Source organism: Mycobacterium sp. NGS67 (assembly GCF_059812185.1).
Map to the genome: position 1 here is coordinate 165,980 of NZ_JCALCF010000010.1, position 20,063 is coordinate 186,042.

15 protein-coding genes are annotated in these 20,063 nt (G+C 65.3%); 3 read left to right on the plus strand and 12 right to left on the minus strand.

Translation table 11 applies throughout. The features are described 5' to 3' along the window. From AC5Y4D_RS12145 to AC5Y4D_RS12185, 9 genes are all read right to left on the minus strand, one after another. The gene (locus AC5Y4D_RS12145) at positions 1–2,316 is read right to left on the minus strand and encodes a hypothetical protein (RefSeq protein ID WP_499945334.1); all 2,316 of its coding nucleotides are present in this window, start codon (positions 2,314–2,316) and stop codon (positions 1–3) included. Positions 2,317–2,701: 385 nt separating this feature from the next. Beyond that, positions 2,702–6,280, minus strand: a complete 3,579-nt coding sequence (locus tag AC5Y4D_RS12150) for a tubulin-like doman-containing protein (protein WP_500037238.1) — start codon at positions 6,278–6,280, stop codon at positions 2,702–2,704. Between the two features lie 66 nt (positions 6,281–6,346). After that, positions 6,347–9,190, minus strand: a complete 2,844-nt coding sequence (locus AC5Y4D_RS12155) for a vWA domain-containing protein (protein WP_499945329.1) — start codon at positions 9,188–9,190, stop codon at positions 6,347–6,349. 5 nt (positions 9,191–9,195) lie between these two features. Further along, positions 9,196–9,609, minus strand: coding sequence for a hypothetical protein (locus AC5Y4D_RS12160; protein WP_499945327.1), 414 nt, complete (start codon positions 9,607–9,609; stop codon positions 9,196–9,198). 164 nt (positions 9,610–9,773) lie between these two features. Continuing rightward, on the minus strand, positions 9,774–10,577 hold the full coding sequence (locus AC5Y4D_RS12165) for an HAD family hydrolase (RefSeq protein WP_500037239.1): 804 nt from the start codon (positions 10,575–10,577) through the stop codon (positions 9,774–9,776). Further along, positions 10,574–11,683 (minus strand): cysteine protease StiP family protein, encoded by a 1,110-nt coding sequence (locus tag AC5Y4D_RS12170; protein WP_500037240.1) that lies wholly within the window; start codon positions 11,681–11,683, stop codon positions 10,574–10,576. The genes AC5Y4D_RS12165 and AC5Y4D_RS12170 overlap by 4 nt, the downstream gene beginning before the upstream one ends. Beyond that, entirely contained in the window at positions 11,680–12,888 is a 1,209-nt protein-coding gene (locus AC5Y4D_RS12175; protein WP_500037241.1) for a phosphoribosyltransferase family protein, read from the minus strand. Before AC5Y4D_RS12175 ends, AC5Y4D_RS12170 begins: the two co-directional genes overlap by 4 nt. Beyond that, complete coding sequence (locus AC5Y4D_RS12180; RefSeq protein ID WP_500037242.1) at positions 12,885–14,072, minus strand: HpcH/HpaI aldolase/citrate lyase family protein; 1,188 nt, start codon at positions 14,070–14,072, stop codon at positions 12,885–12,887. The genes AC5Y4D_RS12175 and AC5Y4D_RS12180 overlap by 4 nt, the downstream gene beginning before the upstream one ends. Further along, positions 14,069–15,190 carry a hypothetical protein gene (locus AC5Y4D_RS12185; protein ID WP_500037243.1) on the minus strand — a complete coding sequence of 374 codons (1,122 nt, stop codon included), beginning with the start codon at positions 15,188–15,190 and terminating at the stop codon, positions 14,069–14,071. Before AC5Y4D_RS12185 ends, AC5Y4D_RS12180 begins: the two co-directional genes overlap by 4 nt. 235 nt (positions 15,191–15,425) lie before the next feature. On the opposite strand from AC5Y4D_RS12185, the gene AC5Y4D_RS12190 reads away from it, so the two are divergent. The 3 genes from AC5Y4D_RS12190 to AC5Y4D_RS12200 are packed head-to-tail and all read left to right on the plus strand — an operon-like array spanning position 15,426 to position 17,870. Continuing rightward, positions 15,426–16,001: a TerD family protein gene (locus AC5Y4D_RS12190; protein ID WP_499945316.1), complete on the plus strand. Its 576-nt coding sequence runs from the start codon at positions 15,426–15,428 to the stop codon at positions 15,999–16,001. A 1-nt stretch (position 16,002) separates the two neighbouring features. Beyond that, positions 16,003–17,139 carry a DUF475 domain-containing protein gene (locus tag AC5Y4D_RS12195; RefSeq protein ID WP_500037244.1) on the plus strand — a complete coding sequence of 379 codons (1,137 nt, stop codon included), beginning with the start codon at positions 16,003–16,005 and terminating at the stop codon, positions 17,137–17,139. Between the two features lie 29 nt (positions 17,140–17,168). After that, a complete protein-coding gene (locus tag AC5Y4D_RS12200; RefSeq protein ID WP_500037245.1) occupies positions 17,169–17,870 on the plus strand; it encodes a TerD family protein in 702 nt (233 codons plus the stop codon). A 2-nt stretch (positions 17,871–17,872) separates the two neighbouring features. Here AC5Y4D_RS12200 and AC5Y4D_RS12205 read toward each other — a convergent pair whose 3' ends face one another. The 3 genes from AC5Y4D_RS12205 to AC5Y4D_RS12215 are packed head-to-tail and all read right to left on the minus strand — an operon-like array spanning position 17,873 to position 19,971. Beyond that, entirely contained in the window at positions 17,873–18,643 is a 771-nt protein-coding gene (locus tag AC5Y4D_RS12205; RefSeq protein WP_499945309.1) for an AIM24 family protein, read from the minus strand. After that, positions 18,640–19,338, minus strand: a complete 699-nt coding sequence (locus AC5Y4D_RS12210) for an AIM24 family protein (RefSeq protein WP_500037246.1) — start codon at positions 19,336–19,338, stop codon at positions 18,640–18,642. The genes AC5Y4D_RS12205 and AC5Y4D_RS12210 overlap by 4 nt, the downstream gene beginning before the upstream one ends. A 9-nt stretch (positions 19,339–19,347) precedes the next feature. After that, positions 19,348–19,971 (minus strand): AIM24 family protein, encoded by a 624-nt coding sequence (locus AC5Y4D_RS12215; protein WP_499945305.1) that lies wholly within the window; start codon positions 19,969–19,971, stop codon positions 19,348–19,350. Positions 19,972–20,063 lie beyond the last annotated feature (92 nt).

The following is a 20,063-nucleotide window of genomic DNA, read 5'->3' on the forward strand; positions in this document are numbered from 1 at the left end:
TCAGAACTTGAACCCTCCCCCAGGCTCGGGCGGGGCGTAGCCCTGGCTGGACTCGGACACTTCTTCGGCGTTGGGCCATGTCGATGACGGTCCCGGGGCGGGTGTCGCTTCGTTCCACATCGGCTGCGCGACTTCGCCCACTCCCACGCGGATGTAGTCGACAGGTATTGCGTCACTGAACTGTGTTGCCACACAGACGATTCCGACACCCACCACGTTGTCGGTGCGGAAGTCCTGCACCACCGCGCCCGCGCCGCTGGTGATCGCGATATCAGTCAGCAGTGACGTGTCAAAACGGAACGGGTTCCCCGGTGGCGCCGGACGGTCGATCTCTGCGAGGAACTCGCGTCGAGGCAATGCGGGGCCGCCGGGTTCCTCGACGTGACTAACCAGGGTGTCGATCAGTTGTCTCAGTGAACTCGTCAGGTTGTGCAGGGCGCGCCGCCAGGTCACCTCGGCACCTGTGGAGGTCAGCGACCCGGCGAACAGCGCGCTAGCCCAATTGTCCAGGACCGAGCCGCTTCCCCGACCGGGATACATCCACAGCGGTGAACTGTCCGCCGTGACGTCGCGGGCGCCCGGTTGTGGTGGTAGCGCAGAAATGACGAGATGCTCCCATGCGCCGCTGAGCCAACCGAGATTGAACAGATCGCGGTGTAAATAGCCCACGGTCGTTGCGACGTCTGCATCCGCGGGCGCGGCGTAACCCACCGCGGTAGACAAGGGAAGACCCCACGACACCCGTAGTGTTTCACGGCTCTGCTGATAGTCCGGGCCGAGCGGTGCGGCCAGAAATGCGCCCAAAGCGCGGCTCCACGAAAGGTATTCGCCGTACCCTTGGGATAGACGATTGAGGTCACGCAAAGCCGTGCGCAGATTCTCCTCGTCGACCACGCGTTCGTCGAGTACCGCCTTGCGCTTGTTCAGTAGATGGAATAGTTCCTGCTGATTGCGGATAAAGGCTCGCACGCACAACATCAGGCTGATCAGAGAAGTGGCCAGCGCGATGGCCACGGCGTACCACCATTTCAAATGGCCGGTCGCCGACAGGTAGGTGACCACCGCCGTGACGAGCAGCATCAACACGACAGTGAACTGGATCCAGTGGGCGAGCCGTTTGCTGCTTGTGTCGGGCGCGGGCGGCAATCCGGCTGCATTGTTGAGCTTTTGTAGGAGAGCTTGGACCTCACTGTAGACAGACGCGAAGGCATCTGCGAGGCGGCGGCCCACTGCAACGCCGAAACTGCTCTGGTGTTGCCGCTGCCAGTTGTCCAGGCTGTTGCGGGTCTCTCGCGCCTCCAGGCCGTGGTCGGGAGCGCGCTCGAGGTCGTTGAGCTTGTGCCGCAAGGTCATTAGTCCGAGCGAGTCGGTGGCATCGATGCTATCGACCTCGACGCTGGCCGCGATAGCGCCAGGGATATTGCTGAACTTCTCAGCGGGTCCGGGCACGATTTCGGCTGCCCTGCCGATGATCGCTCTATTCACACCGATCTGCACCGGCGGAAGTTCTTTATTGCGTGCGCCCGCATCGGCCAATGTCATCGCCGCGCGGCTGTAGTCCTGCCAGAGTGCAGACAGGTCGGCGCGCGCGCTGTGCTGAGCCCCGACCGGCTGGCCCGCGAGCACGCCACTGAGCTGGCTGGACGCAGCTGCGATATCGGACCATTCGACGCGTCTGCCGCGCGCGGTACGACCGTTGACCACCACCTCGTAAGCAGAGCTCGCGCCGCCGAAGACGGTGCTATTGACCGTCGCCGCAATGCCGGCGGAGACGCTGTCGACCATCGCGGCATACCAGGCGGCGGGTGCGTTCTTTATCGCCGCCCACATGAATCCGAAGAACATCTTCAATGCGGCGCCCAAACCGATCTTCTCCGCTGCGGGCGCGCGCTCGTAGCTGCGTCGCGGACCTCTGAGCACGGCCGAGTGCTTGTGCCAGAGCCGATCCGCCATGTTCGTCGCGGCCAGGGCGACGTCGGTCACGTAAACGACTTGGCCGCGTTGATCACTGGGCAGGGGCAGGGTCCCGTTCTGGGCCAGCAACTGTTGACGCAGCATTGCTTCGGTTTGTCCGGTGTCGATCTTGCGGTAGAAGGACCTGGTCAAGCGCACCACTTCGCCGGGCATCACCGGTGCACGATCGAGTGGGGCGTGAGAGAGCCCGCTCCACAGACCGAGGGCGCCGGCGAGAACGGGCGCGGCGTAGCGGCCGAGCTCTACCGGGCTGTCGTCGGCTGGCAGCGGGACATGACCCAGTCCCGGACCGGGTCGATCTTCGGGCGCGATCAGCAGGTTGTGCCAGCCGTCGACGGCCATCCGCGTACCCGCCGGCACCGCAGCATTGGGACGGGCCAGCAAGGCCCGCACCCGAATCGTCTGTGCGCCAGCGACAGCCGAAGCCAGCAGGTCGGTGATGAAGCGTTCCTGGCCCAGGGTCAACGGTGCATCCGGCCCCACCATCGGCACGATGACACATACCCGGACCACGCCGATGTTTCGAGCGGTGACGACCTGCCTCATCGTCACATCGCTGAAGTGACCACCTTCGACCCGCGTCAGCAGCTGCGGTGGCGCGCTATCGCTGGGATCGGTGATCCAGTAGAACGGGTCGACCAGTCCAGCGGCGGACAGGTCCGTGAGCACCGAGAGCACGCCGTCGGCGACGCCGGTCGGCGCGAGCACCACGGTGGCGGCAGGCATGTCAGAAATTACCTCCGGTCGGAACCTCGAACACATTGCCGCCCGGACCCGACGGCGGCTGCTGAGCGCCGTCGCCTGGCGTCTCGGGTTTCAGTGCCGCTTCTGCGCATTCGGCGACAATGTCAATCAGTCGTCGGGTGGCCATGAAGACATCCGGGGCCAGGTCCCGGAATATCGGCGCTTTGGCGGCCTGCTCACGCATGCGGATGATCGAGAACGACCCACCGCCCGCCGCGCCTGGGCTACCCGGCTCCGCGCCCTCACCGGGAGCCATGTAGTGGTGACCGGTGAAGTCATGGAACTCGGTGAAATAGCCTTCGATCAACCGCGCCCGTTCGTCGACGCTGACCTCTGGCCCGGTTCCGGGCACCACCGAATCAACGCCGGTTCCGGTGAGGCCGGTTCGCAGGAACTGCGTCAAGTGCTTCTTCGCGGCCAACGAATGGATCCCCGATAACGGGTCCTCCGGTGACTCGTCGTAAATCCGGCGCAGGGCGACATAGGGCGCCAACGACGACATCACCGGCGGCTGGTGCGACTGGGCGATCGCAAGCAGAAAGGACTCCAGGATCGCCGGGAGCCAGTCGTACGGCGCCCGGAAGTCCGACGGCGGGGTGAGCAGGGGATTGGGGAAGGGCAACCATCGCCGCTCCTCGGTGCTCCACACCTGCACCGGTTCGGTGTAGGGCTCGCTTGGAACATGAATAAATCCGATGGCGCGCCCGAGGATCCACCCGGCCACACAGGCCTGCCGTTCGGCGGGGTGCATGGGTAGCGCGGCAGGCAGCGGCCGTGCGCGCCGCCTGGTCCAGAACGCCTGGCGCTGGGATGGCGAGGCTGATAGCCATTGTTGCGAAGCCTCTTCGACGACCGCGGTGTAAGCCAGTGGCGAGTAGTTCGGATAGGAGCCGAAAATGTTTATCCGCTTGAGCTTTCCTTCGTCATTGAGTGCGCGCTCGAGCGCGTCCGAGCTGGACTTGTCGATCCGCGGTTGCTCGCGCAGCGCCGCGGCCAGATCCTGGGCGACATGATTGCCCTTGAACGGGATCGCCGAGAATTTGTACTGGTACTCCATCTGAGCGGCGCCATGGATCGCCTGCATCGCCTTCTCGTTGACGCTGGCCAACGGACGGGCCAGATTCAGTGCCTCGACAAATTTGATCACGATGTCTCGCTGGCGATCGACCATCTCCGATTCGGGCGGGTGATCGGCGCCCAGCACGAATTCACGCAGTGAGACCGAACAGAATCGGTCGAATGACTCACCGATGCGGGCAACGAATTTCCGTGCCCGGTCCAGTAATTCGGGCGGTCGGGTGTGGACGTCGTAGCGAGCGCGCTGAGCGATGAGCGCCTCGCCCGTCTCGGGATCACGGGGAAACACACTGGACCGCCACGCCGCGGTGCGCTCCACCGTCGGCTGGTCGTCGGCGGGCGCCCGGGTACCGCCCACCGTCGTCCAGCTACCGGTGATGACGTGTGCGACCGCTCGGCGGACTCCCTCCTCGAATCCGCGGCGCCCACCCGCGTCGGCGCCCACCGATTGCGGGAGATCGTTTTCGTACCGTTGCTTGAACTGCGACGAACTGGTCAGCATCACTTCGTTGTTCGCCTCGGAGAAGCGGGCCGCGACGGCGTCGTCGGTCTCCGACGGCCAGGCGGCGTACTCGTCGGTTTGCAGATAGGCCAATCCCCGCTCGCGGGCCGGCTCGGCCGCGGCACGGCGCAGCAGCGTTTGCGCTTCATCCAACGCCGACAACAGCTGGTCGATCACTTCCGTGGTCAGTGCGGCGGACGCCTTGCCCACTTGATCGGCCAATTGCGCGTAGATCTGCGTCTGTACCTGGTCGGCCGTGCCAGCCAGGACTCGCTCCAGTACCTCCGAGGTATTCGCTAAGTTGCCTTTCAGGGCGGCGAGGACCGGTTTGGCATCTTCGGACACCTCGCCCACGCGGGCACCCGGTGCGTGGCGCAGAAGGTCGGCACCACTGGGTACGACGACATCCTGCAGCTGTCGGCGCACCCGCTTAACCAGGCCGGTGGCATAGGGTAATCCCTTGTCCCCCAAGGCCGCCACTGTTGCGGCTTCCAGCCGGGCAACGAAATGGTCCTGCCAACGGAATGCCACGAGTTCGGCGACCTGCTGTGCCCCGTTGAGCAGTTGACCGCGGCGTTCGGCGAGCACCATCCGGACCCGTTCGGTCCACTGCGCGGCCGGCACCCCGACGCTGGTGTCGATGTTCGGGCGCACCGATCCGTCGACGATGGCGGTCGCTTGCTGGACGGCATCGTGCCGCTGCAGGACGGCGCTCATTAACCACGACGCGACCGTCCCGGCGCCGGCCAACGGCAGACCGAGTTGTGCGCAGATGTTAGGCCACTGGTTGTCCAGTATCGCGTTGACCTGCTCTTCGTCGGAGGCCAGATTGTCCGCCTGCAAATGTCCGCGCAGTAATCGGTCCACGCTGCTTCGCGCCAGGCGCTGCGCCGAATATTCCTTGTAGCGGTCGCGGCCCATGCTGAGGCTGGCGAAACCGAAAGCGCCCCAGGGCAAATTGTTCCACTGCTTGTTGCCCCAACCGAGATAGTGCCGGTTGCCGGCCACACCGGCGCCGTTGGTCAGGTCCCATTCGACGAACTGCTGCGTGGCCCGGCCCGACATCATCAGCGCCGACAAGCCGCGGCCCAAACCGCGGTATACGGCATCGGGTGAGCCGTCACCGAAGATCACCCCTTTTGCGCCGACGTGGCGGCCGACGGGGAACACCCGGGCGAACGGGATCAGCTCACCTTCACCGTGCTCGTGCCCCAACGCACGCAGCAATGCGACGTCATGCTCGCGGGCGGCACCGATCTGACTGGCCACGATCTCGCCGAGCATGGCCAGGGCGTTGGCGCGCACACCGGTGACTGCCGAGTCGGGCAGGCTGCCGAAAATGTCTGGGGCGACCATGAATACGCCCATCAGTCGTGGGTCCAGCCCGGAGACCATCGTCAGCACCCGGCAGATGTCGAGCGCCATCGACGCGCCTGCCCCGCCGGCCATCGATGACACCACCAGCACGATCGGCTGGTCGTTCGGATCGAACGCACCGGCCCCGGGCACCGACAGGGCCCGCATTTCGGAGTCTGTCGAGATCAATAACAGTCTGTCCCAAGCGCGTTGCAGTTCCTCGCGTACCCGCCCCACCTGACTGAGCGTGATGATCCGGCCGAGAGCCCGGTACTGACCGGCGCCGGTGCTCAGCGGCACGTGCACCGACTCCGGGTCGCGAGGCGCCCATGTGGCTACGGTGTCCAGAGCCTGCCGACTGATCAACTTCTGCGACAGTGCGCCGTCGAGGACCCGGTAGCTATCGCTTTGCGGCCCGGTCCCCACATAGCTGCCACCCTGATCTCGCACGGTGCCGATGTTGCGGACCGGCGTCGGCGAGGAAGGCACGTCGAGGTGAACGAACTGCCAGCCCTGCGGGATCTGGCCGATGCCGTACTCGGCAAGATCGGAGTGCAGTTGGTCCATCATGTACGCCAGCGTGGCGCCACCGGAACCGCCACATCCAACGACGAGGAACTTGCGCATCGTTGCTAATCCTCCTACGGTCGCGCACCCAGATTTTCGATGCGCCGCCACAAGCGTTGTGGCCGATTATCTGAACGGGTTAGTTGGGTCACCACCGGGAGGCGGCGAAGGCGCGGGTGAAGAACTGCCGGGGCCAAACGGGTGGGGAGAAGCACTGGGCCCGAACGGATTACCCGGTCCCGGAGCATGCGGCCCAGACGGGTATGCGCCGCCCGGCCGCGATGGCGGGGGTGGGAATGCACTGCCGCCCGGACCGAACGGCCCGCCACCCGGCGCCGGCTGGGGCGGGCCGTATGGCGTTCCACCGCCCGCGGCAAACGGATTGTCACCCACCGTCGTCGGCGACCCTCCGCCCCCGAAAGGATTGTCACCCGACTGCGACGACGGCGGCGCAGTGCCGGTCTTAGTACGGGCCGCGAGGTCTGCCAGAACCCGCGGCAGCGACGTGGTGATCTCGGTGGTGAGTCGGTCAACCACCTGGGTACCCGCGTCACCGCCGACCAGCAGCACCACCGTCGCAACGTCGGGCGGAGCCGCTGGATCCCGCAGCACGAACCAGGTGTTATGCACGGCCAGCGGCAGTTTCGCATCCGGTGTCTTGCCGTGTGTGGCGCCCGATTTGCCACCGGCGCCCGCGCGCCCGGGTGCGGACGCGACCACAAAGCCCGCACCGAACGGAGAAAGCCCGATGTGGGTGCGCAAGGTGATACCACCCAGATCCAGCCGGCGCGCCGGCTTGCCGAGTCCTTGTACGAGACTGACCAGTTCACCGTCTCGCACCGCAAAGGTGCTGTTGTCCCGCAGGACTGAACCGCCCGACACCCGGACTGGAATCTGTTGGGAGCGGAGGGATTTGGCGGGGATCCGGGTGATCAACCACTTCGAGAGGTACAAGAGCAGCAGTGGTATGCCGGGGCCCAGAATCATGGCCAACGCGAACGCGTAGCCAAACTTGGCTTTGTCCAAGGGCTTGTGCAATGAAGCGGTGAATGGCACCTCGACGGCGACCGGGTCTCGGCTACCGTCGGCCGGCGCGACCATCACCGTCACGGTGCCGTTGACCACTCCGTTGGCCTTGGCCGGGATTTTGATCGAGATGGGCAGGGATTCTTGTTTGTTCTCACCCGGCTTGAGGCAACTACCCGCCGACTCCGCAGGCGACTCCAGCGTTACCTTGCCGAGCCCGTCGGGTGCTGCGACGACCTTCGTGCCGTCGCTGGACAGCCACGCACACCCCGGTCCGGTCACGTCAACTTTCCCCTCGAAGGTGCCGTCGCCTTCGAGAGAACCGAAATCGATCCTGCCACCGACTTTCGGATACCCGACCGGTGGTTCGATGGTGACTGGCATGTCCACCCGTTGGGTGGCCAGTGGAGTGCCGCGCACCGGCATCCCACTGGAATCCACTGCATCTGCTGTGGTGACGTCCAAGGTCAGCTTCAGCGTCGCAGCACCGGGCGGCACCTGCGAAAGATCCACCCCCTGCGGCGAACGAATGCGATCTTTCGGAACATCCACTGCAATAACGTGTTCAGAGCCCTTCACGTCCACCAACACCGCGGACATTTTCGCCTGGCCGGGCAACGTCGTGGGGTCGACGGCCGTCTGGCGGCCATCCACCAGTCCGAACGTCAACGAGACGTTCGTGTCGCCGTTGTGCAAAGTGGTCTTTCCCGCTCCCGGCCACGCGGGGTACAGGTCACCCGAGATGTGGATGCGCGAGCGAGTTTTGGCCGTCCCATCGCCGACGGGGTCGACGAAGACCAGCGCCCAGACACCCTGCCATTGCGGCGCTTGGGGATTCGACATGTGAATCGAGACCGACTTCGAACCCTCGGGTTGGTAGTCGATTTTGACGCCACCCGCGTCGAGCGTGGCGGGCCCGTTCTTTAACTCGATCGGAGCGCCGTTCGGGGGCACCAGGTAGGCGACGAGTCCGGGATGGTCGGCCCCGGCCAGTACGCTGACCGCGCGCACCGAACGATCCAGCACGAACTTGTGTTTGGCTTCCTCGCAGATTACCCGTGCACAAACACCTCTGTTGTCGTACTCCATCGGTGGTTGCCCCGGAGTGGTCAACTTGTCGAACACAAACAAGAGGTCGTCGATGTTTTGTACCAAGTAGAAGTCGCCGGGGACGGGGCTACGGATCGCTCCGCACGACGGCACCGCTGCAGTCGGTTGACCGGTCGCGATCGCTTTGAGTAGGTCGAAATCCGAGGTTAGTTCGGCGTTGGGCGCCAGTCCGATGGCCAGGGTGACGATGCCGGAGGAACGCAGTTGATCGGCCAATCCCCCGCCGCGGCAAATGCTTTCTTGCGCGGCTTTGATAGTCGCCTCTTCGCCGGCATCAGAGTTCAGGTTGATGCCGGGGGCATATGGTTTGGTGGCGTCGCGCTTGGTGAACTCCAACTTTCCGTCGGTGAACCACGCCAGCGCCTGGCACTTTTCACCTTCTCCCGGTTTCGAGGCTTTTCCCAGCGCGGTTCGAGCGCCGTCGAGGGCCAACCAGTAGTCGGTGTCCGGTCCGGTGTTCTTGTTCTTGAAGGCTTCGATTCCCGCCTCCACGGTCGGCAGGCTTGCGGCATCGAGTCTGGTCCAACTCAACGCCGGGTGGTAGTCGTCGGAGAATCCGGCAATCGCGATCTCCAGACTGATGCCCGCGTCGGTGGAGAACTGAGAGAGCTTACGGGCCAGATACTTTGCGGCGTTGACCCGGTTGGCCTGCGGGTCGGTGGATTGCAGACTCCCGGATTCGTCGATCATGAGCAGGATCTGCCCGGACTTCTGAGCCGACAGGCAGCCGCCGAACCGGTCGGCCCCCGGGGTCTCGCTGGTCTTAGCTGGGCCAGGCGCGGCGAGGAGAACAGGAAGCAGCAAAACCGCCAGCGCAGCGGCGAAATTGCGCATCCGGGTCACTGTTGACCTACCCACCAGGCGAAACTCGCCGACGACACCATGATTCCGATCACCACGAGCGCGGCCACCGCCGCGTAGGCCATGTTGAGCCAGTCAGGACGTAGGTACACCGGTTCGGCGCGCCGTGCGGTGTCGCGAGCGACGTAGAGGGCCAGTACGCCGACGGCGACAGGTCCGGTCAGTGTCCAACCGACGAGCGCAAGCTCGTCAGCCCACCAGGCTGTCGCCAAGACCGCGCCGATGACAGCAATAGCGGCACTGACCGCAAGCAGAGCGGTCGGCGGCTTTGCGATGGTGAGCGGCCGGGTGCTGCTGGACGTTGCTGCCCCGAAAGGCGGCTGACCGCCCGGTCCCGGTCCGCCGGCATTCGCCGTAGTGCCCGGGTCGAACGGGTTATATGGTGAGCCCACAGCACACTTCCCCTGGCCTCCCTTACAGGTTTGCGGCCCTCGGTCCTTTGCCTATCCTGTCACAGCCACAATCGGCTCGGCAGAAGTGCCGCCAATTGTTGTCCCAGGCACCGACAAGTCCCGGAAGCGGAGCGCATATCGCACAGAATCGCTGGTCAAAGTGGTCAGCCGACATGTTCGGCCAGCCAAGCTAGCATCTCCTCGGCCGCGCGGGCCCCACTCGAGGAAGTCACCACCGTGCGCGGCGAACGCCAGTCGAGTGCGTGCAGCTCGCCATGCGCCGGGCGGATGGACTCGTCAGCGTAGCTAAGTAAATCGGCGTCCAACGCCCCGTCGCCGGCAGCCAACAGCGGCGCCGCATCGGACAAGGCACCGTCCTCGACGAGACGTCGGCGCACCTCGGCGACCGCATGCGACTTACGCAGCGCCTCGGGGACCGCATAGATCTTGCGGCCCTGCCGGGAAACCACCCAGCCGCGGCCCGCGCACCAGGCGGTCCAGTCGTCGAGGAAGCCGACGGGCATCTTGTCCTCGTCGACCACCAGGTAGCAGAACAAATCTTCGGCGATGCGGAGGTTGTGCACCCACTCGTCGCTGATCCGGGCCCGCAGCGCGGCGACGACCTCTTCCAGTGGCGGCCCGCCGTCCCGGATCCGGGCGGCCATCGCCGCGCTCCACGCTCCATCGGCCGCGGAGTCGACCAGGATGTTGCCGCCGTTGCTGGTCACCGCATAGCGAAATGGTCTGCCCGGCAGCTTTATTCGTTGATATTGAGCGATGGTGCGGGTGGTGGCCGGCACGAACGGGACCCGAATGGCCAGTGCGCGCAAACGCTCGACCGCCTCGAGCGTCATGAACGACACCGGCGACCCGTTGTAGATCTCCACACAGGCACGGTCCTCGCCAGCGAAGTGCCGATCCGAATAGATCAGGGTGCGGTCCAGGTCGCAGGCGATCAGGACACTCATGTGCTGACGTCCTTGATCAACCCGACACAGGAAAATGCCAAGTCGGGATCGTGCACGATCGGCACGTTGCGCGCCTGCGCCAACATCCTGATGTGCCGGTGCTCTGGCCCGTCGAGGTCACGCAGCAGAATGCGCCACGGCACCCGCCGCAGCAGGACGCGCGTGGTCTCGCCAATGCCAGGCTTGACGAAATTGGCGGTGGTGATGCCGTATTGGTGCTGAATCCGTTCGACCGTCGCCCAGCCCGACCACGTCGGCTCGCGGTCGCCGGCCTGAACGTCTGCGACACCGCGCCGTACGTCGTCGACCACGGTTTCGAAGTGGGCAGACACCGAGTCGAGGAATGTCGCGGATTGGTCGTCGTCGGCGAGTTCTCGGTAGAACTTGGCACCGTGGAATTGCCCCGGCGCCAGCAGGCGGCGGTTGAGGACGGTGCGGGACACCAGCCCGGAGACAGTGGAATTCAGGCAGGCCGAGGCGATCAGGAAATCATCCCTAGTCCCATACGTGCGCACGCAGTGTCCCGGGTCGGCGAGCACCGCGAGATCTTCGTTGAAGGCGACGTCCGTCTGCCGGCGATATTCGCTCAACGCCGCGCTGAGTTCGCGGGTGATCGCCCCTTTGCCGGTCCAGCCGTCGACGAACACCACTTTCTTCGGATCATGTTCGCCGACAAGGTAATCCAGTGCGACGGTGTCGATACCCCGATCCCGGACGATCGAGATCGCGTAGTGCGGCACCGTGTCGCCGTGATGGCACAGCATCCAGCGGCGCATCAGAATCCCGATGGGGGTTCCGGCCCGGGCCAGCGACACCAGCACCACGTCGCGGCCGCGTTCGGCCGAGACGAGTTCGGTGACCACCCCGACAGCGACGGCCAGCCGCCGGGAGCTTTCGGCCAGCACATCGCTGAACAAATCTTGGTAGTCCTGGTCAGGCTGGTACTCGATCGGCAAGGACTCGGCGTAATGTGCGCGGCCACTTTGAATCGCCCGCTCGCGCTCGGCGGTGTCCGCCTCGAGGGCCACCGCGGACAGATCGGTGAGCAGCCAGCTGACCTCCTCGGGCGCATAGGAACCGAACCCCGGCCCGTGCAGCGGCTTCACGCGCCGGCACCGTACACGGCAGCGACTAACACGTCATAGCCGGCTTCGGTCAAAACGTCGACAATGCCGCCGGATTCGTTGAGGCGCACCGTGTCCGCGCCGGCGTCGACCATCAAGACCAGGACCGGCTCGGCATCGGGCCAGCCGTTGTACAAGAAACGAGGCGCCTCGTCGCCCGGCTCGCAGGCACTGAAGCGGTAGCCGCGTCGCAACGGATAGTCGGGTACGTCGTGCACATAGGCCGGCGAGCGGGTGCTGGACTGGTAGCGCACCGCACGACCGGCCTCGGCGAGCCCGTCGGCAACCCGCAGCGGCAGATACATGAACTCCTCATGGCCGACCACCAGTACGGGCCGACCCGGATCGAGATGCTCGTCGAGTCGGCCCACCAGCGGGTCCAGCGCGCTGTTCAGCGCCGAGCGGTCCGCGCGGGTGAAGCCGTGCCGGCCGCCTTCCGGAATCGACAGCGGCACCTCGACACGCCGGACGGAGCCACGCCGGGCCCGAAGCGGGATATTGAGCTCGGGTGCGGGTAGCGCGTTGACTTCGCCAAGAAGGCCCTCCGGCAACGTAACCCGGCCAACTGCGAGGCTCACATAGTCTATTTGCACGCCGAGTTCCCCGGCAGTCTGGGTGACCGCATCCTCGTGGTGTGGCTCGCGGACATCCACCAGCGAGGCGACCACATAGCGGGACCGGGGCATCAGCGGATGCAGCGCCCGGATAGCCGCTAGAGCCGTTGTTCCAGTGGATATTTCGTCGTCGGCGATCACTAATGGGCGTTGCGCGGCGAGCAGGCCGGCTCTGGGTTGCAGTGTGTGATCGGTGGCGTGCGAATGACCTTCCTGGAAGCCGGCATAAACATGTTCGGCGGGCCGTCGCGTCGTGTGCAGGTACACGGCGGCATCGAGTCGGTCGGCAACGCAATGCCCCAATCCCGTTGCTGTTTCCGCCATCCCGAGCACATCGACGTCGCCGTCGGCCACCGCCATGATCCGCTCACCCAGCTGGTGCCCAGCCTGAATCACCGAGGCCGGCTCGGCAGCGATGTGCTTGCCCAGCACCGTCGACACCAACAGGTGCGCGCGGCGCGGATTGCGGCGCAGGCCGGGCAACACGAGATCGGTCACCGAAACCGGGCCCGCCGCATCGCGGTCGGAGATCGCGATGCCGAATGTTCGTGTCGCCCACGACGACGAGGTCATCGGCCGGCGAGCACCGTCAGCAGGTCTACGAAAGACACCCCCTGGCGCGCGACACCGAACACACGCGCGCGCCGCAGCACCTGCTCTGCCCAAATCCTATGGGGCCGTGGCTCGTTCATCTTGTTGCGATACTCCGAGCGACGCACCCCGCTTTCCTCGGCGGCGGTTACGTCGAGCGCGTCACGGTATTCCTCGTGGGTCACCACCGCCAGCGCGTGCACGGCCGGCACATGCGAGGGATGGATGACCGTCTTGCCGTGCATGCCGTTGGCCCGGTCCAGACTCAACTCCCGCAGCAGGGCGTCGAAGTCGCGGCTCACCAACTGGTCGCGAAACCGCACCGCGTCGTGCTCGGCGAACGGCGTGGTCCGCAGCATGGGACGAAACAGTCGCTCGTGATCGGCGAAGTACTCCCACACCGGTCCGGTGATCACGTACCCGGTGCCGTCGGCCCGGCCGAAATAGTTGACGATGTCGCTGATCGCGTCAGCGATGACGCGTACGTCGTAGATCGTCAGATCGCGGTCCCGCCGGATCCCGAACACTCCGCACATGTCGGTGGCCCCGATGCGCAGCGCCAACACCGAATCGCGGTAGCCGGCAAGCACATCGGCGATGGCCGTCAGTTCGGCGTCCCGGCTCTCGCAGTACGCCAACGCGGCGGACTCCAGCACCGGCATGGAGTAGAGATGTTTGCCCAGACAGCGACCGGCTTCGGCGGTCTCGTGCAGGAATTGCTTACCGGTGTCCGCGGCGAATTTCGGAATCACGAAGCCACTCAACACGTCCCGGCCGCCGCGCAGCGCTCCCGCAATCCGGCCGATGCATTCGGCGCTACGGACCCGGACGAAAAGCATGGCCGGTACGGCTCGGCGCGTTTCGGCCAGTTCGTCGAGGACGGCGACCACGGCGTTCAGTGCCGACTCCGCCGATCCGTGGTCGACGGCATCCTCGAGATCGAGCACCATCGAGCACACCCCGGTGTCGGCGCGCCGCGCCACCGTCGCGGCGAGATCGGGACGGTCAGCGGGGATGTAGAGGGTGGCACCCAAACCGACCGCCAGCAGATCTCGATCGGCGTCGGCGGGCAACTCCTCGGGTGCGAGGAAGAAGAGCCGTTCCTGATCGGCATCCGACAGATGATGGAAATGCCGGATCCCCGTTGCTGATGGGGAGCCTCTCATTGCGCGGCCCGCTGCCTGATGCGAGCAACGATCGTCGCGATGAAGTTGGATACGTCCTCCAGCCCGCGGTGGTAGCCCCAGTAGTCCGGGTGTGGGCGCTGCAGGCCCTCGACCAGCAGGTCGATGCGCGGGGACTGGGCGTCCAGCGCCGCACCCCATTCCTGGACCGCGCCCCGGTCGACCGCTAGTCGTTGAGCGTCGCGCAGCCGAAACCGCACTTCTTTTTCCTTGCGGGCCGGGTCGCTGCGCAGCTGACGCAGCATGGCAAGCCGGTCGCCCACGGCGTCGATGAGCTCCTCGGCCGCGGTCAACTCGGCGCGTGCCTGCACCCCCAGCTCCAAGGATTCCTCCGGTTGGCGCTGACGCTGGGCGGCCACGGCGCGCGTCAACAGCCCGTCAGCGCGGTCCAGATGACCGCGACTGGCCGGGCCGTTGTTCAACAGGTCGTTCGAGCTGTCGGCATGGAACTCCCGCAGCAGCGCCGACCTGTTGACATCGACGCTGTCCACCCGGTTGCGCAGCGCATCCAGCCGGGTGCGCAGGGAGGCCACCGTCTGGCGCGCGCGCTCGTCGCGCTGGGGCGCCGCGTCGAGAGCTTCGACGACTGACTGGACGGCCGCCCGGAGCTGACGACTGCGCTCGGCGACCGGCGCCAGGTCACGCTGCTGGCGCGCCGACTCCAGGTCGCGATACGCCACGCTCAACTGATCGTTGGCGCGCTGCACCGACGGGTAGGCCCGAAACGCGTCCGGGGTTTGCGACAACCTGCGCGCCACGTCGTCGGCTTCGGCGATCGCGGCCTCCGCGTCGGCGCCCACAGCAACTCCGCGAGCCGCCGCCGCGTCCAGGGTCGCACGATGTCGTTCGTGGAACTGGTCCAGGCTTCGCCGCGCCGAATCGAGAAGTTGCTGCGCTCGGTCTAGGGTTACCCTCCGATCGTACGAATTGCGGTAGCTGCCGGGGAAGTCACTACCGGATCCCGTTGCGGACAAATAGGCGGCCGTGGCGTCGTCGCAGGCGGTGCGGACCGCGTCGAACGCAGGCTCGAGCGCCCGCTGCGGCTCGACCGCCGTCGCGGCCTGAAAGAGGGATTCGACCACGTTCCGGCGGTTTTCCATGTCCAAAAACGCCGCCGTCAGGGCGGTTTGCGCCGAGTCGAACGATGCGTCTGTGCGGGGCTCGCGAGACCGTCTGAACCACCGACCACGCACACCGCGATCTTAGCGGGCACAAAGTCCTCGCCTGATAGTCGTCGCTTTATCCGTCGACGGTGTACTACGGTTGGCATCGGTTCCTGTGTTTGCAGATACCTAGTCCGACAAAGTTTTCTCACATCATCTGGAGGGGTGCTCGATGGGTGTCAGTCTGAGTAAGGGCGGCAATGTTTCGCTGACCAAGCAGGCGCCGAATCTGACGGCTGTCGCCGTCGGCTTGGGTTGGGACGTCCGGACCACCACAGGCACCGACTTCGACCTCGATGCCAGCGCCATCGCCTGCGGTGAGAACAAGAAAGTGCTATCCGACTCGCACTTCGTCTTCTTCAACAACCTGCGCTCGCCCGAAGGTTCGATCGAGCACACCGGAGACAACCTGACCGGTGAGGGCGAGGGTGACGACGAGGTGATCAACGTCGACCTGGCCAACACCCCGCCCAACATCACCAACATCTTCTTCCCGGTGTCGATCTATGACGCCGACTCGCGCAGCCAGAGCTTCGGGCAGGTCCAGAACGCCTACATCCGGGTCATCGACCGCTCCAACGGCAGCGAACTCGCTCGCTACGACCTGTCCGAGGACGCCTCCACCGAGACCGCGATGGTCTTCGGCGAGCTGTACCGCAATGGCGCCGAGTGGAAGTTCCGCGCCATCGGCCAGGGTTACGCGTCGGGGCTGGCGGGGATCGCCCGCGACTACGGCGTCAACGTCTAGCGTGGCTCCCAAGGTCGGCGCGCTACGGATCTTTTGGCCGTCACTACTCGTCACGGTCCTTTCGCTGGGCGTTGCCTTCTGGTATGGCAGCGTCCAGGCACTCATCCTGTGTGCGATTCTGGGCATCCTCGAGGTGTCGCTGTCGTTCGACAATGCGGTCATCAATGCCACCGTGCTGCGCCGCATGAACGAGTTCTGGCAGCGGATGTTCCTGACGATCGGGATCTTGGTCGCGGTGTTCGGCATGCGGCTGGTCTTTCCGCTCGCGGTGGTCTGGATTACCGCGGGTCTGAATCCGCAGCAGGCTTTCGACAAGGCACTCAATCCTCCGGCCAACGACGCCCCGTATTTCCCCGACGGCAGTCCTAGCTATGAGACCGCGCTCACCGGGGCGCACCCGCAGATCGCCGCGTTCGGCGGGGCGTTCCTGCTGTTGTTGTTCCTGAACTTCATCTTCAGTGAACGGGAGATCACCTGGCTGTCCTGGCTGGAGCGGCCGCTGGGTAAAGCCGGCAAGCTCGACCAACTCTCGGTGGCGGTCGCGGCGGTGGCGATCATCTTGTCCTCCCAACTCATCGCGAAGCCAGAAAATCAATCCACGGTGCTGTTGTCCGGATTGCTCGGCTTGATCGTCTACATCGTCGTGGACGGACTCGGGTCGATGTTCGAGGTGGACGACGAGATCACCGATCCCGAAACGCCGGTGGCCGGTGGACCTTCCGAAACCGCCAAGGCGGCGGGCAAGGCTGGCTTCTTCCTGTTCTTGTATCTGGAAGTCCTGGACGCGTCGTTCTCGTTCGACGGCGTGATCGGCGCGTTCGCGATCACCGCGGACCCCATCCTCATCGCGCTGGGTCTTGGCTTCATCGGGGCGATGTTCGTTCGGTCGATCACGATCTTCCTGGTGCGCAAGGGAACGCTCTCGGAGTACGTCTACCTCGAACACGGAGCGCACTGGGCGATCGGCGCTTTGGCGACGATCCTGCTGATAACCACCGGGACGATCGAGATCCCCGAGATCGTCACCGGCATGATCGGCGTGGTGCTCATCGGTGCGGCCTTCCTCACCAGTGTGGTGCGCAACCGTAGGGAACGTGCCGAAGAGGTGCCGGAGCGTCAGGCCGCCGAGGTCGATTAGCGCGCCGATTCCGCTACGAAAGGGTCCTCATGGGTATCGACTACAACAAGCGCCCGCAGTCCCAGCCCGGCCCTTCGGCGTCTCCGCCGCCACTGACCTACCCCGCCCCCGCGCGTCCGTCCTCGCTTGCGCCGTCGGCCGGCGGTGTGAGCCTGTCCAAGATCAAGCTGACCAAGGACGCCCCGCGGATCAGCTTGACCAAAGCCGGTGAGCGGCAAGGGGTTATGCGGGTCAACCTGAACTGGAACACCGGCGGCTACGGCGGTGCCGTCGACCTCGATCTGGGCTGTCTGTACGAGTTGTCGACGGGACGCAAGGGTGTCGTGCAGGCGCTGGGCAACTCCTACGGGTCGGAGTTCTCCGAGCCGTTCATCGCGCTGGACGCCGACGACCGCACCGGATCGGCAGCCGGCGGTGAGAACATGCGCATCAATCTCGAGCAGCCCGAACGGTTTCGGCGGATCCTGATCTTCGCGATGATCTACGAGGGCGCACCGAACTGGGCGGCGGTCGACGGTGTGGTGACCATGTTCCCGACGTCGGGTCCCCAGATCGAGGTGCGGATGGACTCACCGAACAACCAGGCGCGCATCTGCGCGATCGCCCAGGTCTACTACGCCCAGGGCGCGCTGCACGTCAACCGGGAAGTGCAGTACATCAACGGCGGTCAGCGGCTGTTGGATCAGGCGTACGGCTGGGGCCTGCAGTGGCAGTCCGGGCGTAAGGATTAGTTTCAGACGCGGTGCTGCTGGGCCATCTGCGCGGTGATCACCTGATTGAGGCGTTGCAGGCCGCCGCTGGACAGCCCGTACAGCTGAGATTCGATGGTGCGCACCACCGCTGAGTCGCTGAGCACCTTCTCGCTGGACTGGATCAGGATGGTGCCGGCGCCGGTGAAGTCGAACTGACGTTCCTCACCTGTGTTGATGCCGAACCGCGCCGCGCCGGCCGCGATGAAGCTGCCGATCCAGCGCTGGTCGTAGTGGTGGCTCGGTGACGGGCAGTCTGCCCAGCCGACCAGCGCTTCGGGATCGACGCGGGCCGGCGGTTCGACGAACATGACCGCCCCGTTGGAGGACGCCAGGAACTTGCCGGTGCCGATCAGCGTGACGAATCCGGGCACGATCGACTGGTTGAGAGACAAACCTGGTTGGAACGCAAGGAGATTCGCCGCGCGGATGGTCAGGTTGCCGTCGTCGAGGTCGTAGGAGTTGATGTCGTAGCCGCGGTCGCCGATGATCAGCTTGCCCTGGCCCTCGGCGACCGTGTAGTCGCCGAAATACAGTGGCGCCGAGAACTGTTGGGACACCATGTGCATCAGTCCGCCCTGCAGCCCGTGGGTCAGGGCGCGGAACTGCATCTGTCCGTAGTAGGCGATCATGGCGCCCTTGCGGATGAACCACGGGTTGAGCAGGTCGATGTTGAACGCGTACGGGTTGTCGGGGATGTTGTCGTCGCCGGGCAACGTGTTCGGGTTGAGTATCTGACCAAACGAGGGGCTCACAGCTTTTCCTCCGATGCCTGCACGTAAACGGTTCCCTGCCCATGGCATTTCAGTTGCATCGCTTCACCCGATCCTCGTCCGACGGCGTCGCGCCAACTCATCGCGGTCTTCAGTTCGGTCTGCACATTGCCGTAGACGCCGACGAAGGCCTGGGGGTCGACCACCACCGGATTGGGGCCTCCCACTTGAAGTTCCAGCACTCCGCCGTGGGCGAGCAGGACCGCGGCGCCGTGCCCGGACAGTTGCGTCGTCCACAGGCCTTGGCCGGTCAGGGCGCCGCTGGCCGCGCCGCGCAGCATGCCCATCATGCCGCCGCCGCCCCCGCCGCCGGTGCTGGCCACCGAGACCACACTCGACTGCAACCCCGCGGTGTTGGCCAACAGCCTCGATGCTTCGACTCGCAGGACCTGCCCGGGCTGGATCTCCACGACGTGCACTTCCAGTCCGGCGTAGCCGTAGTGCACTTCGCCGTTGCCCTGGGCCATCATGGTGCGTTCGTGTTCACCCTGCATCATCCGGCCGGCGAGGCGGGCGATGCCGCCCATGCCGCCCATCTGGCCGGCACCCGGGACCTGGTGCGGCGCGAACGCGACGTCGCCGGTGTAGAACAGCATCGCGCCGGTGCGGGCCACGACGCCGCCGGCCTGGGCGACGTTGACCTTGACGACTTTCGAGTTGACCTTGGCGAATACCACTGTGGTCCCCTACCGCTCGGCCGGCTGGATTGACACGACGCCCTGGCCATCCCAGCGCAGTGAGAAATTCTCACCACTGCCCTGGCCCATCGCCGTCCGCCACGACACGTCGGTGATGAACGACTGCTGCATCTGGCCTTTGGCGCACACGAACGCGTCGGGGTCGACGACGAGCGGGTACTGCGGGCTCACTTCCAGGTGGATCAAGGGACCGCCGGCGGAAAGAATCGCGACCTGGCCCTGGCCGGTGACCACCGTGGTGAACAGGCCTTGGCCGGAGGATGCGCCTCTGAGGCCGGTGAAAGTCACGTTGTTCTGCAGGTTGCCGGCCATGGCGAGCAGCTGGCGTGACTCGACCTGCAGCTGCTCGTTGTTCAGGTCGATGATCGTGACGTTCTGGGCGTTGACCGCGAGGAAGACCCGACCCTGGCCGGTGCACTCCATCAGGCTCAGCGCCTCGCCCGTGACGCGCTGTTTGAGGCCGGCCAGCACGCCCGAGCCGCCGCCGAAGCCGGCGTTCTTGAAGGTGATGTTGCCTTCGTAGGCGACCATCGAGCCGGTCAGCGCCCGGATGCTGGTGTTGTTCAGATGGGCTTCGATCACCTTTTTATGCTGCTGATACAACTGCGCCATATACGCTCCCCAGCCGGTTGAGTTGCCAGCGAGAACCTTAGCTGATCGGGGGGCTTGGGTCAGCTACCTGAAGCAACGGAGTCCAGTTCTTC

Bases quoted from the DNA above. Each gene is read 5' to 3' on its own strand.
- AC5Y4D_RS12155 (WP_499945329.1), bottom strand. From the start codon at position 9,190: ATGCGCAATTTCGCCGCTGCGCTGGCGGTTTTGCTGCTTCCTGTTCTC.
- AC5Y4D_RS12165 (WP_500037239.1), bottom strand. From the start codon at position 10,577: ATGAGTGTCCTGATCGCCTGCGACCTGGACCGCACCCTGATCTATTCG.
- AC5Y4D_RS12215 (WP_499945305.1), bottom strand. From the start codon at position 19,971: ATGGCGCAGTTGTATCAGCAGCATAAAAAGGTGATCGAAGCCCATCTG.
- AC5Y4D_RS12145 (WP_499945334.1), bottom strand. From the start codon at position 2,316: ATGGCCGTCGACGGCTGGCACAACCTGCTGATCGCGCCCGAAGATCGA.
- AC5Y4D_RS12190 (WP_499945316.1), top strand. From the start codon at position 15,426: ATGGGTGTCAGTCTGAGTAAGGGCGGCAATGTTTCGCTGACCAAGCAG.
- AC5Y4D_RS12150 (WP_500037238.1), bottom strand. From the start codon at position 6,280: ATGCGCAAGTTCCTCGTCGTTGGATGTGGCGGTTCCGGTGGCGCCACG.
- AC5Y4D_RS12200 (WP_500037245.1), top strand. From the start codon at position 17,169: ATGGGTATCGACTACAACAAGCGCCCGCAGTCCCAGCCCGGCCCTTCG.
- AC5Y4D_RS12180 (WP_500037242.1), bottom strand. From the start codon at position 14,072: ATGAGAGGCTCCCCATCAGCAACGGGGATCCGGCATTTCCATCATCTG.
- AC5Y4D_RS12185 (WP_500037243.1), bottom strand. From the start codon at position 15,190: ATGGAAAACCGCCGGAACGTGGTCGAATCCCTCTTTCAGGCCGCGACG.
- AC5Y4D_RS12175 (WP_500037241.1), bottom strand. From the start codon at position 12,888: ATGACCTCGTCGTCGTGGGCGACACGAACATTCGGCATCGCGATCTCC.